We start from the raw sequence: 14,623 nt of genomic DNA, 5'->3' as shown, positions 1-14,623 counted from the left end.
TTTCGTTCTGCCACCATAATTCTTGATTAATGCTTTGGCAGAACTCCCCATATAAAGGAGTTGGCTATGCATTCTATTTTTATACCTCCAGACTAGTCTATAGCGCGGTTTGATGACCTTTGGGTTTTCAAGCATTAGCTCGTCACGACCAAAAAATCATATCAACAATAAAACTTGAGATGCGCTGAGGCAGTCTTTCGAGGGCCTTTGCATGCCTTTTTTGCTTAAAACAAGAGCCTAGGCAGTTTTATCTCATTGAGACACAACAAGAACTTATTTTTATAACGGTAAAACTATGCAACATTTAGATCTCCCATTTCGTGCTTTAAGCGTGCTTCATTCTGCAAGATACCTTTTTAATAAGTATGGTTTTCACAAAGTCGGGGTAGACCGAATTATTGAAGAAGTAAAACTCCCCAAAGCTACTTTTTATAATTACTTTCACTCAAAAGAAAGACTCATTGAAATGAGCTTAACTTTCCAAAAGGATCGTTTAAAAGAAGAGGTGCTTTCAATCATTTATGTTCAGAAAGGCTTAACCGTAATTGAAAAACTCCGCAAAATTTACTTCTTACATGCAGATTTAGAAGGCCTTTATCATCTGCTATTTAAAGCTATTTTTGAAATTGAAAAGCTTTACCCAAAGGCCTATCAAGTAGTGGTTGAGTACAGAAACTGGCTCATTAGCGAGATTTATAGACTGCTTTTAACAAAGAACTCAGAGGCTTCAAAAGAAGATGCACACATGTTTTTATTTGTGGTGGACGGGGCTATGGTTCAGCTTTTAGGTGAAAATAGTGTGGATGATAGAGATGCGTTATTGGAGTATTTCTTAAAGAATATCATGGTGGATTAATAATATATAAATGTGCATAGTTATAAGTAGTAAAGGTTTAGTTATTCTTAATAAAACTCTTATTTTAACTCCTTAAATTGATATAAATTATAAAATTAAAATAAAGAAAATGAGAGTGGCTCCTGTATTTAAAATAGCAGGGGCTTTGCTTTTATAGGGGTGTGACAATAATTTAGATAGATTTTATCAGTAGAGCTGTAATTCATGCTCTACTCATTTTTTTAATGATATTTTAATTCTTCTACAAAACATCTAAAACTATTAAATTGATATATTAAGCGGCGGAGCACGCTTGAGTTTCCTCAAAATTAATAAGCTTTGTTATATAAGACCATGTTTGTTCAGAATTAATTTTTGATTTATTTATTGTGCCATCAATAATGATGCCATCAATAATATTAAGGAACAGACTGGTAAGCGTATGGGCATCTTTGATTTCTAATTCTACAAATGTTGAGAAAACCAATTTGTAAATCCATTCTCGATATTTATTAACCTGATCTTTAATAGATGGGTACAATTGTAGAACTTCAATGGTGGCTTTTTTAAATAAACAACCATTGAAATCATCTGCATTAATCCAGTCGATATACCAGTTAAAAATGCTTTTAAGTCTAATTAACGGATTGTTAATATTATTAATTTTTCCTAATATTGAAGATTGGATTTCTAAATTTCTTTCATGAAGGCACTCTTCAATTAAGTTTTCTTTAGAAGAAAAGTACTTATAAAAAGTCATTTTTGCCACATTGGACTCAGCAATAATCTTATCAACACCAACAGATGTATAGCTTTTCTGGTTAAAAAGGGATGTTGCTGTTGTTATAATATTTTCTCTTTTTGTCATCGGGTTCACCGTCGCGAATATTTTTGATTAACTTTGCTATTGTAAGTGTTAAAGCTTAAATAAAACTTATTTTATAATATTTAAAAAACTATATTTATTCAATAGTTTGGTTAATCTTAAAAAATAATATTTTATATATTTGGTTGGCAATAATTTACTTTTTTAAATATTATTAATTAATCCATTGATTTGTTGAGTTAATAGACATAATATCAGGTTGTTAAGGATGGGTATATGGATTTTATTTTAGCAATTGAATGCAAATTGAAATAAGGGAATCCCCCGCTTAACTATAAGAAAAAACTTTTTATTGAGAATGATTATGTCAAAAAAATTTGAAGATTTTAATAATCCAAGACAAAAAGCATTGCAGGGGATGAGAAATAGTATTCCTGCAAAACAATGGGATGAAAATTTAAATTTTCTCAAACAGTTAAGAAATAAAATTGCAGAATTACCAGTTTGTAAACATCCTGCAATTGAAATGTTAAATCATGGTTATCTAGATAAGGATACTTTAACTCATATTCATTTAGAATATCGTCATGCAATTGTACAGATTTTTACTGATGCTTTATTACAAGCGCAGTTCCAAACAAAACAACTGGAACCAAAACTCCATTCTGGAGCTAAAATGTTTCCACGTGTATTATTAAGTTTAAATGTACTTGATGAATTCGGTTTTAGACCGGGATTAGGTAAAGATGATTATTATTTGGGGAATCCTGAATATGCTCATTATCCATTGTATGAAGATTTACTTAATGATTATGGTCTAACGGAAGATGATCGCCGTAATTATAAAGCTTCACAAGCCGCAGATCAGGTCCGTTCATTCTTAGAATCTTCTTATGATAGTTATATCAATGTAGTTGCATTGTTAGCAGTTGCCGAAGAAGAGGTTATTCTTTTTAGCCCTCCATTACGTCAAGCGACCAAATTTGTGAATATCGATGTTGAAGGTGGTGGATATTACCATGTGCATGGTGTATCTACCGATGAAACATCTGAGGCCGCTGATGATGACCATCAGGATGACCTCTGGTTTACCTTAGCGCAAGCAATTACAAAAGATGATTATGAAGGCTTAACCAAGCTATGTATTGATTATTGTGCTTTATGGAATGAGTTCTGGAATGTACAAATTGCCGATGTGCAATTTATTGAAGAAAAGAAACTGGCATAAGATATTCAGCTAAGTCCTAAAAAAGCCCATCCACAATCGGATGGGCTTTTTTGATTGTAAAATCTTTAATGAACGAAGTTGTATTCTCAAAAAATGTTCAAAAATCTTATGAGTGACTGATGGCATATCAACAATCATTAAACAGTTCTATAAATCTGCTACAATTACGCCAATTTTTATTTTGATCGACTTTAGATCTTTGGCACTGCAATCTCCGCAGTAGGTGTATTTCATGAGTTTTAAAGATGAGTTAGCGGCACAGGTTGCTCAACGCCGCACATTTGCCATCATTTCCCACCCCGATGCCGGTAAAACCACCATGACAGAGAAATTACTGTTATGGGGTAAAGCAATTCAGGTTGCAGGGATGGTAAAAAGCCGTAAATCTGACCGCGCAGCTACATCTGACTGGATGGAAATGGAAAAAGAGCGTGGAATTTCTATTACCACCTCTGTTATGCAGTTCCCATATAAAGGTCATACCATTAACTTACTCGATACACCGGGACATGAAGATTTCTCGGAAGATACGTATCGTACCTTAACCGCAGTTGACTCAGCGTTAATGGTGATTGATGGTGCAAAAGGTGTCGAAGAACGTACCATCAAATTGATGGAAGTGTGTCGTATGCGTGACACGCCTATCATTTCATTCGTAAACAAGATGGACCGTGAGATTCGTGAGCCACTTGAGTTACTTGATGAAATTGAAAATGTCCTCAATATCCGCTGTGTACCTATTACATGGCCATTAGGAATGGGCCGTGATTTTGCTGGTGTATACAACATTATTGAAAATAAATTGTATGTCTATAAAGCAGGTTTTGGTTCAACCATTACAGATATTGAAGTACGTGATGGCTATGATCATGCTGATATTCGTGAAAAAGTAGGCGATTTGGCTTGGGCATCTTTTGAAGAGTCGCTTGAGCTCGTACAAATGGCAAATGAGCCATTAGACCGCGAATTATTTTTACAAGGTAAACAAACTCCGGTTCTATTTGGTACTGCATTAGGTAACTTTGGTGTTGACCATGTACTAGATGCTTTCATGGGCTGGGCACCTGAACCTAAAGCGCACCCTACACAAGAGCGTGTGGTTGACGCGAAAGAAGAAGGTTTTTCTGGTTTTGTATTTAAAATTCAAGCCAACATGGATCCGAAACACCGTGACCGTATTGCCTTCATGCGTATTTGCTCTGGTAAATATGAAAAAGGTTTAAAGATGAACCACGTGCGTCTTGGTAAAGATGTCCGCATTAGTGATGCTTTGACATTCCTTGCTGGTGAGCGTGAACATTTAGAAGAAGCATGGCCGGGCGATATTATTGGTTTACATAACCATGGCACGATTCAAATTGGTGATACTTTCACAAGTGGTGAAAATCTGCACTTCACAGGTATTCCTCACTTTGCGCCAGAGATGTTCCGTCGTGTGCGTTTAAGAGATCCATTAAAGTCAAAACAATTGCAAAAAGGTTTGAAAGAGTTGTCTGAAGAAGGGGCGACTCAGGTATTTATGCCGCAAATCAGCAATGACTTGATTGTTGGGGCGGTAGGTGTGCTCCAGTTTGACGTGGTTGCGTATCGTTTGAAAGAAGAATATAAGGTTGACTGTGTTTATGAGCCTGTAAGCGTTAATACCGTTCGCTGGATTCACTGTGATGACGAAAAAATTCTGAATGAATTTAAGAAGAAAGCACATGACCAACTTTCTATCGATGGTGGTGGACATTTAACTTATCTTGCTCCAAGCCGAGTGAACTTGCAGATTATGCAAGAGCGTTGGCCTGATATTCAGTTCCGTAACACACGTGAACACTGATCATTTTAATGTGAAAAACAGCTTCGAATAGAAGCTGTTTTGTTTTGAAAAATAAAAAAGGATGATGAAATGAACTTGAGTAAAAAGACAATTATTGCGCTGGTGGTTGCAGTCATAACATTAATTTCTGCTATTTCTATTTTTGTCTGGAAAAGTTCTCAGTCTTCATCCTCTTCTCAAACGAAACTAGTGGGTACACAAACTCAAAATATTGAAAAAGCTGAAGTACTGCCATTTCTCAACTTACAACAAGTAAAAGCCGATTATGCTTTGCCATTTTGTGAGAAGAAAAATTGTATTGATGTTGATATTCAAACGATAAAGACTCAAGACGCATGGATAAATGACTGGATCGCGAAAAGTCAGACAAAAGTGATTCAAGATCAAATTGATTTGAAAAAAGACTTAAGCTTGCAGCAGGCGATTAATGCCTATGTAAAAAAGTCTGATGAATGGCAAGATAAATATTCAAAGAATCGAGCTTATGAATTGCATCTTCATACACGTATTGCTTCGCAGCGTAATCAATATGTTTTATTGCAATTGGGGCTTGATACCAAGCAAGAAGAGCTCACGATTAAAGATCGTTATTACTTTTTCGTGGCCGACCGAAAATTGCATAAAAGTTTAAGTTTGTTAGATGTTTTAAAAAAAGATCAGCAAACAGCTATGCATCAAATGGTGCAGGTAGCCTATCAAGACTGGTTAAAAAAGCAGACTGTTGAAATAAAAAAAGAAGCACCAAAAACTTTATATTGGGGGCAAGCGGATTGGTTCTTTGATGGTGAAGGCATTGGACTGCATTATCAGGCAAACCAAATTACTAAAGAGGCACCACAGCTCGATATTTATTTATCTACAGAACAAACAAAAAAAATATTACAACCCGAGGTTTATGAACAAATGTTTTAAGATGGTAGCAGAATTTGCAACCTCTATTTATATGCGCTAATTTCTTAGAAAAGGCACTGCGTAATCTCCTTAGAATAAAAGGCAAAATATGATGTTATCTTCTAAAGTTTCACTGCGATTAACTTTGCTTGCTTCGGCTATATTTTTGGTGGCATGCCAACCTAAAGCCGATCCTAAGGATTCTCAAGAACAGCAGAAACCAGCAGTCGAACAACAAAAGCCAGTAGAGCTGACTTTGAAGGGTGAAACAATTCCGAGTAAGGTTGCTTTACCTGATTGTGATGGTAAAACTTGTCCCGAATTTACAGTTGAGCGTTTACAGAGTAATTTTCCATTTATTGATAAAATTGTAGATCAGCAAATCTTAAAGGCTCTAGATCAAATTTTAGAGATTGCTGAACCCGATGCTAAAGTGAAGCAACCAGATCAAAAAACAGAAGCTTCAGCAGTTGCGGGTGCAGAGCAAAAAAATAGCTTTGATGCACAGGTTCAACGTTATGCAAACTCATTTATTGGTCTGGACAATGAGTTAAAAGCTTTAAGTAGTAGTCATCAAATTAATCTTTTAGTTAAACCTAAGATTTTGCAGGCTCAAGGTAAAGTGGTCACTGTTGTACTTAATAGCAGTAGCTATTTAGGTGGTGCTCATGGTTCTGCTGCACAGCATTATTATAATTTTGATTTAAAAGAACAAAAGCAGATCAAGCTTGAAGACTTGTTACGTCCACAGCAAAAAGCAGCGTTAGTGAAGTTGGCGCATGAAGCCTTTAAGACTTGGGTTACAGACTCTAAACTGGCTGATAATGTTGCTGATTATGAACAAGCTTGGCCATTTAAATTATCCGATAATTTCTTATTGGGTGAACAAGGTTTAATCCTTCAATATGGTGAATATGAAATTGGACCATATGTGGTGGGATTACCTCGATTAGTCATTCCGTATGATCAATTACAGGAAGTCTTGAAAAAAGAGTATTTGCCGCAGCCTAAAGCGCAACCAGCTTCAACACCTGTTGCAAAAAGTGGAAGCTAATGCGTCTGTTTGATACGCATACGCATTTTGATGTTGCCGATTTTGATGAAGATCGGCAACAGTTAGCGCTTAATGCCAAGAAAGCTGGGGTTGATGCACTGGTTTTAATTGGTTTTGTGCAGTCACGTTTTGATGAATTGCTACAAACCCATCATCAGTTAAATAGCTGGGAAAATGTACCGACTTCATATTTAGCACCCGGCTTACATCCATTTTATATTGAGCAACATCAACCAGAACATCTTTCTCATCTTGAGCAAATTTTACAGAAAGAAGAATGTGTGGCAGTAGGTGAAATTGGTTTAGATACTTTCTTAAAAGAGCATAAGCACCCTGATATCTATGCGAAGCAAAAACAATATTTTGCCGATCAGTTAGAGCTTGCAACCCAATATCAAAAACCAGTACTTCTCCATATTAGAAAAGCACATGGTGATGTACTCGCAATATTAAAAGCTCAGAAATTTAAACTGGGTGGAATTGCCCATGCTTTTAGTGGTGGAATAGAGGAAGCAAAAGGTCTTATTAAACTGGGATTTAAAATTGGTGTGACTGGGCAAATTACTAATCCGAATGCAAAAAAACTTCATACGGTTGTGCAGGCTATAGGTGCAGAGCACTTGGTGATTGAAACGGATTGTCCCGATATGACCCCACTTTGTTGCCAAACCTCAACTGAAGAGCGTACCCGTAATACCCCAGTTAATTTGCCTTATGTTTTGCAAAGTTTGGCAGAAAACCTAAACATATCAGAGTCGGATTTGGCCGTACAGCTTTGGGAAAACTCGCTCTCGGCGTTGAAATTATCGTAATAAAAATCAAAGATTAGAAATAGTAACTAAAACAAAACACAGCGATTAGAAAAGAAGCTTAAAGTAAGAAAACAACATGTAAAAACGTGAAAAATAACATTGCCAGACATGGGAGGATAACCCAATGGCTAAGTATAGCAATATCAATAGTTTTAATGCTTTACAGACGCTAACAGTAGGTTCCAGCAATTATCAGATTTTTAGCTTAGCCCAAGCCGAGAAAACGCTAGGGGATATTGCCAAACTACCGAAATCTTTAAAAGTATTATTGGAAAACTTATTACGGTTTGAAGACCAACTTAGCGTTAAAACTGAACACATCTATGCCTTAGCAGAATGGTTAAAAACCAAAGGTTCTGAACAGGAAATTCAATATCGACCTGCTCGAGTTTTAATGCAGGATTTTACAGGGGTACCCGCTGTAGTCGATTTGGCAGCAATGCGAGCAGCCATGGCTCAAGCTGGTGGAGACCCAGAGAAGATTAATCCGTTATCTCCAGTCGATTTGGTGATTGACCACTCGGTGATGGTTGACTATTTTGCCGATGATCAGGCTTTTGAAGAAAACGTACATATTGAAATGCAGCGTAATGGCGAACGATATCAATTTCTACGTTGGGGACAGTCTGCATTTAATAATTTTAGTGTAGTGCCGCCAGGTACAGGGATTTGCCATCAGGTCAATTTAGAATATTTGGCCCAAGCAGTGTGGTTGGGGGAAGATGAAGGCAAAACTTTTGCATTTCCTGACACTTTAGTGGGAACAGATTCGCATACGACCATGATTAATGGCTTGGGTGTTTTAGGTTGGGGCGTAGGCGGTATTGAGGCTGAAGCAGCAATGTTGGGCCAACCCATCTCTATGCTTATTCCTGAAGTCATCGGTTTTAAACTTACAGGAAAATTACCAGAAGGTATTACAGCAACAGACTTGGTACTCACTATTACTCAAATGCTTCGCCAAAAAGGTGTGGTGGGTAAATTTGTAGAGTTCTATGGAGATGGTTTGGCAGATTTGCCTCTTGCTGACCGTGCAACAATTGCCAATATGGCACCAGAATATGGTGCAACCTGTGGTTTCTTTCCAATAGATGAAGTGACTATAGGATATCTGAAACTGACAGGCCGTCATGAAGACCGTATTGAGCTCGTTGAAGCCTATAGTAAAGCTCAAGGTTTATGGCGAAATGCTGGTGATGAACCTGTTTTTACAGATACTTTAAGTTTAGACATGACCACGGTGCAAGCAAGTTTGGCTGGACCAAAACGCCCGCAAGACCGAGTGCTGTTATCAGAAGTGCCTAAAACGTTTAATGCGCTCATGGAGTTAACGCTAAAACCAGCAAAAGAAGCAAAAGAACGTCTAGAAAATGAAGGTGGTGGTACTGCTGTAGAGGCAAAAAAAGCAAATATTCAACATGAAAGTCCATCTTGTGTGATTGAAGGGCAGGAATACCCTCTGACTCATGGTGATGTCGTAATTTCAGCCATTACCTCTTGTACCAATACCTCTAACCCAAGCGTGATGTTAGCGGCGGGTCTGCTTGCCAAAAAAGCCATTGAAAAAGGCTTACAACGAAAACCATGGGTGAAAAGCTCTCTTGCACCTGGTTCTAAGGTCGTGACTGATTATTTGTTGGCTGCTGGGCTTACGCCGTATTTAGATGAGTTGGGTTATAACTTGGTGGGGTATGGCTGTACAACCTGTATTGGTAACTCAGGCCCATTACCAGAGCCAGTCGAAGATGCAATTCAATGTCATGATTTAAATGTTGCATCTGTACTTTCTGGTAACCGTAACTTTGAAGGACGAGTACATCCATTAGTTAAAACCAATTGGTTAGCTTCACCACCTCTCGTGGTTGCTTATGGTTTGGTTGGGAATATTCGTACCGACCTGACAACAGAGCCTCTTGGTGAGGGCAAAGATGGACAGCCCGTCTATTTAAAAGATATCTGGCCAAGTCAGGCAGAAATTGATGTTGTCTTGCAGAAAGTAAATACAGAGATGTTCCACAAAGAATATGCAGCGGTCTTTGATGGTGACGCGAGTTGGCAAGCGATTCAGATTCCACAGAGCAAGACTTATGAATGGGCCGATGACTCGACTTATATTCGCCATCCTCCTTTCTTTGAAGGAATTGGAGAGCCACCGAAACCAATTAAAAATATTGAACAGGCGCATATTTTGGCTGTTTTAGGTGACTCAGTTACAACCGATCATATTTCACCAGCGGGGAATATCAAAAAAGATAGTCCTGCGGGTCGGTATTTACAAGAGCAAGGGGTTGATCCAAAAGACTTTAACTCTTATGGTTCTCGACGTGGTAATCATGAAGTGATGATGCGAGGAACTTTCGCCAACATTCGTATTAAAAACGAAATGCTTGGTGGTGAAGAGGGTGGTAATACTATTTACATTCCAAGTGGTGAAAAGCTTGCCATTTATGATGCAGCGATGCTTTATCAACAAGAAAACACACCTCTTGTGATTATTGCAGGTAAGGAATATGGAACAGGTTCTTCACGTGACTGGGCTGCAAAAGGAACAAATTTATTAGGTGTGAAAGCAGTGATTGCCGAGAGTTTTGAGCGTATCCATCGTTCAAACCTAGTCGGTATGGGAGTGTTGCCATTACAGTTTGTTGATGGGCAAACTCGTCAATCTCTTAATTTAACGGGTCATGAAGTGATATCAATCCGTGGTTTACTGGACGGAATTCAACCTCATCAAATTCTTGAAGTTGATGTAAAAGGACCGGATGGGGTAGCGAGTCATTTTAATGTGTTGTGCCGAATTGATACGTTAAATGAGGTCGAGTACTTTAAGGCTGGTGGTATTTTGCATTATGTACTTCGAAATTTGATTGCAGACTAATTGAAAAAGAAACCCTGTAAATTACAGGGTTTCTTTTTGGAAACTTAACTGAACTTAAATAATTTCTTCCAGCTAAATGACGTAGTCAGCATCCAAACATCGAGTGGATTAAAATATAGTGAATCTAAATCAAAGAAATCCCCAGATGCTTTTCGGGAAAGCTTTAATAATTCTGAATTTTCATCTATCGAAAAAGTTTGATTCTCTAACAACTCTGGATTTTCAATAAGGATATATAACAAGAAATGATTCAGAATATAGGATGCTTGATCTACTTTTAGATTTATACATCCATCTGGTTTGCCGAATTGATGCATTCCACAAGAATAAAGTAAATTATCGTCGGAAATAATAGGAATAAAGCCTTTAAACAGATCTAGGGTATTTTCAGCACTATAACTAAGCCAATCACTTTTAATATGTGTAAGTCCAGAAGTCTCAACTTTAATTGCTAAGCCACCTGCTTTGATGAGGGCTTGCCCTAACAACAGAGCTTGTTGTGCTAACTCGATTGATCCACCCTCACAAACAACATAAATAACCATATTATGTCGATCAATTTTTTCTAATTCACTTTCAGAAAAACGGCCCATACTCAATGACCTAAAAATCTGACTTACATTCGGATCATTTTCATACTCTTCAATTTCAGCATAATACTCATTTGTTAAAGACTTAATAATTGAGCCTGCGTAAATATATCCTGTTTCATCAGTGAGGAGGGCATGTAATAGAGCTTGATGATTTTCCCAAACACCTGGGATACATAAGACAATTTTTTGATTAAGTTCTTGATTCATTATTAATAAATTTTAAGGGACTTTTGCTATTTATAATATCGTAAAAGATATCCTATGCCTAATTGATTCAGGTAAAATAGCTACCGTATTTCGTGACCCCCAAGAGTAACAATGACCGATCTCCAACAAGATGAATATGACCGCCGTTTTGCAGGTGTAGCCAAAATTTATGGTGATTCATCGTTCCAACATTACGAGCAAAGTCATGTGATGGTGATTGGTATTGGTGGTGTGGGCAGTTGGGCTGTAGAGGCTTTGGCTCGTACCGGAATTGGTGAAATCACATTAGTGGATATGGATGTTGTCGCGGCATCAAATGTGAACCGTCAGCTACCAGCGATGACTTCTACATTAGGCTGTGAAAAAGTTGAGATTATGGCGGAGCGTTGTCGCCAGATTAACCCGCGTATTAAAGTACATATTATTGATGACTTCCTTACACCAGAGAATGTCACAGAGCTTTTAAATCCTGTCCCCGATATTATCTTAGACTGTATTGATGACGTTAAAGCGAAGTTGGCTTTAATGCTGCATTGCCGTTTTAACAAAATTCCTTTGATTGTTTCTGGTGGAGCAGGTGGTAAGCTCGATCCGCTTAAAATTCGTGTCGCGGATTTATCAAAAACCGAACAAGACCCGATGTTGGCGAAGTTACGTAGCCAACTTCGCGCTCGTGGTATTTGTAAAAAACCAAAAGAGAAATTTGGAATTACCTGTATTTATTCGATTGATAACCCATTCTCAAGTGCAGATGTGTGTCCATCGGCTGGTTTACGCTGTGGTGGCTATGGCTCAGCCGTAGTCGTGACTTCAAGTTTTGCCATGATTGCTGTGGCTGAAGTTTTAAAGAAACTTGATTTAAAGAAAGCTTAGTTTAAATATTAAAAAGGCATGCTCTTAGGTTTGGGCATGCTTTTTTCTTTTTTAGTCATATAACTCTATCGTGTCGTGTTTGGGCTGTGTTGGAAGTTGTTGATCATAAAATTTAAAGCACCATAAAATTAGAACAACAACAGTGAAGATGGTGAAACCTTTAAAATACTTCATGAATAATTTAATCAAGTGAATGGTCTTGATAAAATTCTAGCGAAGGTGATCTATCTAATCTAATATAGAAAATAGACTTAATGATCTAATTTTGAGATGGGAATGCTCACTTTAAAACAATTTCAATATTTTATAAAAATTGTTGAAGAAGGCAGTTTTACGGCTGCTTCAGAAAAGCTCTTTATTGCTCAATCAGCTTTGAGTAGGCAGATAAAATTATTAGAGGAAGAAATTAACTTTCAACTATTTGATCGTACTGACAAGAAAGTAAAGCTTACAGCAGCAGGAGAGGTCTTTTATAAGAAAATAAAAGATAACATGCTCTACTTAAATGAAATTATTGATCTTTCTAAAAGTATTTCGGAAGGGAAAAACCGCCAGATTAAAATTGCTCACTCAAGCAGTATTGTCATGGATCATAGAAAAGTTCAGATATTAAAAGAAATTAGCTTAGCTAAGCAGGTAAATTTTGAGGTGAATACCCTGTCATCTGAGCAGCAAATTTTAGCTTTAATGAGTGGAGAAATTGATATTGGTTTGATTAGACCACCAGTATTGCATAGCCTTGAAGAAATAACGATTTTGAAATTATATGAACAGCCCTTATTTGTCGCTGTCTATATTGATCACCCTAAATTTAAACAAAAACAAAGTATCCAGATAAGAGATTTAGTAGATGAATATTTTGTTTCAACTCCACATCCAAAGCGGGGAGGTTTGAGCTATCTAGTCTCAAACTTGTGTGTAGGAGCTGGCTTCTTGCCTAAAGCAGCGGTAGTCCAATCTCGTAAGATAACCCAATTACACTTAGTCGCTGCAAATTTGGGTATTAGTATTGTTCCTCAAGAATTTGAACAAATATCACCCAAAAATGTAAAACTGATTCCGCTGGAGAATAAGAACCTTTTCTCTGAAGTGGTTTTAGCTTATAGAACAGACCAAAGTAATCTGATTCAATCTTATGCTGAACATATCTACGAACTGCTACAAGCGTGAGTAGGAGATATCTTTAACCATATGCTGAAATAATTATTGTAGCTCGGTGTGCTCGCTAATAAGAAACGTATATTCGCTATCACCGTCTAACTGACGCTCCTGAGACATAATGTCTATTTTAGGGCGTTTATGTTGATAGAATTCTAAATTGATGCAACCACTATTATTAATTGCATAGCGAATATAGTAATTATCTGGCTCTAGAAAAATTGTTGCTTCTTCAAATGAGTGCAGAGATAGAATTTTTTTCTTATCGTGAAAAATTACGGAAGGACAATCTAGTAATCCATTTAAATATTGCTTTCGTATGACATGGATCCGAGCTTGAGGAGCCGTTCCTTTCAATAAATATTGTGGTTGATAAATCCTTTTTTCCGGTACTTTTTTGAAAACTTCTATAACGTTTGTATCGGGAATGGCATGCGCCAAACTAAATGACGTCAGTAAGTAACCGGCTAAGAGTATTTTTTTCATAAAGTTACATCATCATTTTTGACAAGTACAATATGAAAATCATGCAAAAAAGAAGCCAAACCTGATTTAAAAAAGTCTGTCTGATCAACTGTTTGGCATATTTAAAAAGGATTGAAAAACCCGATGTTAGGTAGGTTGCCCTAAACGATAGTAAGTATAAGTGACGCTATCATCTTTATAGACATCATAGCTGTTTTGTTTGAAGTCAGAGACCCATTCACTTCCTGTGTATCCAGCAATATGTCCATAAACGTGATTGCGAGTTCTGTGAATGATGTAAATATCGCCTTCTTGTGGCTCATCAAATGATGGATCTATCTCTTTGTAGCCAATCTTTTTGAGAGTGTCTCCCCAGTCTGAAGCTGCAATGGGGTGATTCCGAATATCTGCACCAGCAGATTCGAGAGCAAGGCGGATACTACGTGCACAACGGGCTTTGCTGCGTCTTGAGGTAATACTTTCTAATTTAGCTACGAATCTATCAACATCTATTGCTGGAGTATCGGAAGTTTCAGTTTGATGATTACTAGGTTTCATGGTGAAAGGATAAGGGAGACTTGGAGTGCTGTGGGATACAACAATGGCTGCCTGATTTGAATCCTGATACATATAATTATCAGCTACTTGTCCGTCATAAATAATCATCGTGAAATCTCTACCGTACTATCTATATCCATATTAAAAAAATCACCACCTACCTGTGGCGTTCAGAGATACTAATAGGCGTACCTTAAAAGTTTTGTTTGTGTTATGTAATAACGTATCTTTTTTCCAGATGTTGCTACTTAGAAATAAAAAGATACTCATTAAAATGAAACACAAAAACAATTTAACTTAAGTTATTGATATTTTTATTTAAAAATAATTAATCAGAGCTTAAATTTGAATATTTTAATTCAGTCATTGCGAATATACTCAAAATCTAAGTCCCTGATTTAAAATGCCACATTTTCTTAC

14 protein-coding genes are annotated in these 14,623 nt (G+C 37.1%); 9 read left to right on the top strand and 5 right to left on the bottom strand.

All coding sequences use genetic code 11. The features are described 5' to 3' along the window. Positions 1-295 precede the first annotated feature (295 nt). On the top strand, positions 296-856 hold the full coding sequence (locus ACLBWE_RS09140; protein WP_447602464.1) for a TetR/AcrR family transcriptional regulator: 561 nt from the start codon (positions 296-298) through the stop codon (positions 854-856). A 274-nt stretch (positions 857-1,130) separates the two neighbouring features. Here ACLBWE_RS09140 and ACLBWE_RS09135 read toward each other — a convergent pair whose 3' ends face one another. Further along, positions 1,131-1,703, bottom strand: coding sequence for a TetR/AcrR family transcriptional regulator (locus ACLBWE_RS09135; RefSeq protein ID WP_004641182.1), 573 nt, complete (start codon positions 1,701-1,703; stop codon positions 1,131-1,133). Between the two features lie 322 nt (positions 1,704-2,025). Here ACLBWE_RS09135 and ACLBWE_RS09130 point away from each other — a divergent pair, with 322 nt between their 5' ends. From ACLBWE_RS09130 to acnA, 6 genes are all read left to right on the top strand, one after another. Next, positions 2,026-2,889 carry a hypothetical protein gene (locus tag ACLBWE_RS09130; RefSeq protein WP_205469888.1) on the top strand — a complete coding sequence of 288 codons (864 nt, stop codon included), beginning with the start codon at positions 2,026-2,028 and terminating at the stop codon, positions 2,887-2,889. 232 nt (positions 2,890-3,121) lie between these two features. Then, positions 3,122-4,714, top strand: a complete 1,593-nt coding sequence (locus ACLBWE_RS09125) for a peptide chain release factor 3 (RefSeq protein ID WP_005044796.1) — start codon at positions 3,122-3,124, stop codon at positions 4,712-4,714. A 69-nt stretch (positions 4,715-4,783) separates the two neighbouring features. Beyond that, positions 4,784-5,626, top strand: coding sequence for a hypothetical protein (locus ACLBWE_RS09120; RefSeq protein WP_447602461.1), 843 nt, complete (start codon positions 4,784-4,786; stop codon positions 5,624-5,626). A gap of 91 nt (positions 5,627-5,717) precedes the next feature. Next, the gene (locus ACLBWE_RS09115; protein WP_447602715.1) at positions 5,718-6,659 is read left to right on the top strand and encodes an RsiV family protein; all 942 of its coding nucleotides are present in this window, start codon (positions 5,718-5,720) and stop codon (positions 6,657-6,659) included. Further along, positions 6,659-7,471 carry a TatD family hydrolase gene (locus tag ACLBWE_RS09110; protein WP_447602459.1) on the top strand — a complete coding sequence of 271 codons (813 nt, stop codon included), beginning with the start codon at positions 6,659-6,661 and terminating at the stop codon, positions 7,469-7,471. The genes ACLBWE_RS09115 and ACLBWE_RS09110 overlap by 1 nt, the downstream gene beginning before the upstream one ends. Before the next feature lie 124 nt (positions 7,472-7,595). After that, positions 7,596-10,349: an aconitate hydratase AcnA gene (acnA, locus tag ACLBWE_RS09105; RefSeq protein WP_447602457.1), complete on the top strand. Its 2,754-nt coding sequence runs from the start codon at positions 7,596-7,598 to the stop codon at positions 10,347-10,349. Between the two features lie 44 nt (positions 10,350-10,393). Here acnA and ACLBWE_RS09100 read toward each other — a convergent pair whose 3' ends face one another. Next, on the bottom strand, positions 10,394-11,149 hold the full coding sequence (locus ACLBWE_RS09100) for a DUF4261 domain-containing protein (RefSeq protein ID WP_003654975.1): 756 nt from the start codon (positions 11,147-11,149) through the stop codon (positions 10,394-10,396). 111 nt (positions 11,150-11,260) lie between these two features. On the opposite strand from ACLBWE_RS09100, the gene ACLBWE_RS09095 reads away from it, so the two are divergent. Beyond that, positions 11,261-12,022: a tRNA threonylcarbamoyladenosine dehydratase gene (locus tag ACLBWE_RS09095; protein WP_447602454.1), complete on the top strand. Its 762-nt coding sequence runs from the start codon at positions 11,261-11,263 to the stop codon at positions 12,020-12,022. 51 nt (positions 12,023-12,073) lie between these two features. On the opposite strand, the gene ACLBWE_RS09090 is transcribed toward ACLBWE_RS09095, so the two are convergent. Further along, on the bottom strand, positions 12,074-12,196 hold the full coding sequence (locus tag ACLBWE_RS09090) for a hypothetical protein (protein WP_081399206.1): 123 nt from the start codon (positions 12,194-12,196) through the stop codon (positions 12,074-12,076). Positions 12,197-12,292: 96 nt separating this feature from the next. Here ACLBWE_RS09090 and ACLBWE_RS09085 point away from each other — a divergent pair, with 96 nt between their 5' ends. Next, entirely contained in the window at positions 12,293-13,192 is a 900-nt protein-coding gene (locus ACLBWE_RS09085; RefSeq protein WP_447602452.1) for a LysR family transcriptional regulator, read from the top strand. Positions 13,193-13,225: 33 nt separating this feature from the next. On the opposite strand, the gene ACLBWE_RS09080 is transcribed toward ACLBWE_RS09085, so the two are convergent. Then, the gene (locus tag ACLBWE_RS09080) at positions 13,226-13,666 is read right to left on the bottom strand and encodes a hypothetical protein (protein ID WP_447602450.1); all 441 of its coding nucleotides are present in this window, start codon (positions 13,664-13,666) and stop codon (positions 13,226-13,228) included. A 126-nt stretch (positions 13,667-13,792) separates the two neighbouring features. Further along, positions 13,793-14,311, bottom strand: coding sequence for a hypothetical protein (locus tag ACLBWE_RS09075; protein WP_056482797.1), 519 nt, complete (start codon positions 14,309-14,311; stop codon positions 13,793-13,795). Positions 14,312-14,623 lie beyond the last annotated feature (312 nt).

The organism is Acinetobacter sp. M5A5_2a (genome assembly GCF_053345265.1).
This window is presented reverse-complemented; position numbering and strand designations above follow the sequence as displayed.

Excerpts from the sequence above, each read along its gene's own strand:
- ACLBWE_RS09110 (WP_447602459.1), top strand. The coding sequence starts at position 6,659 with ATGCGTCTGTTTGATACGCATACGCATTTTGATGTTGCCGATTTTGAT.
- ACLBWE_RS09140 (WP_447602464.1), top strand. The coding sequence starts at position 296 with ATGCAACATTTAGATCTCCCATTTCGTGCTTTAAGCGTGCTTCATTCT.
- ACLBWE_RS09095 (WP_447602454.1), top strand. The coding sequence starts at position 11,261 with ATGACCGATCTCCAACAAGATGAATATGACCGCCGTTTTGCAGGTGTA.
- acnA (WP_447602457.1), top strand. The coding sequence starts at position 7,596 with ATGGCTAAGTATAGCAATATCAATAGTTTTAATGCTTTACAGACGCTA.
- ACLBWE_RS09115 (WP_447602715.1), top strand. The coding sequence starts at position 5,718 with ATGTTATCTTCTAAAGTTTCACTGCGATTAACTTTGCTTGCTTCGGCT.
- ACLBWE_RS09100 (WP_003654975.1), bottom strand. The coding sequence starts at position 11,149 with ATGAATCAAGAACTTAATCAAAAAATTGTCTTATGTATCCCAGGTGTT.
- ACLBWE_RS09090 (WP_081399206.1), bottom strand. The coding sequence starts at position 12,196 with ATGAAGTATTTTAAAGGTTTCACCATCTTCACTGTTGTTGTTCTAATT.
- ACLBWE_RS09080 (WP_447602450.1), bottom strand. The coding sequence starts at position 13,666 with ATGAAAAAAATACTCTTAGCCGGTTACTTACTGACGTCATTTAGTTTG.
- ACLBWE_RS09075 (WP_056482797.1), bottom strand. The coding sequence starts at position 14,311 with ATGATTATTTATGACGGACAAGTAGCTGATAATTATATGTATCAGGAT.
- ACLBWE_RS09120 (WP_447602461.1), top strand. The coding sequence starts at position 4,784 with ATGAACTTGAGTAAAAAGACAATTATTGCGCTGGTGGTTGCAGTCATA.
- ACLBWE_RS09125 (WP_005044796.1), top strand. The coding sequence starts at position 3,122 with ATGAGTTTTAAAGATGAGTTAGCGGCACAGGTTGCTCAACGCCGCACA.
- ACLBWE_RS09085 (WP_447602452.1), top strand. The coding sequence starts at position 12,293 with ATGGGAATGCTCACTTTAAAACAATTTCAATATTTTATAAAAATTGTT.
- ACLBWE_RS09130 (WP_205469888.1), top strand. The coding sequence starts at position 2,026 with ATGTCAAAAAAATTTGAAGATTTTAATAATCCAAGACAAAAAGCATTG.
- ACLBWE_RS09135 (WP_004641182.1), bottom strand. The coding sequence starts at position 1,703 with ATGACAAAAAGAGAAAATATTATAACAACAGCAACATCCCTTTTTAAC.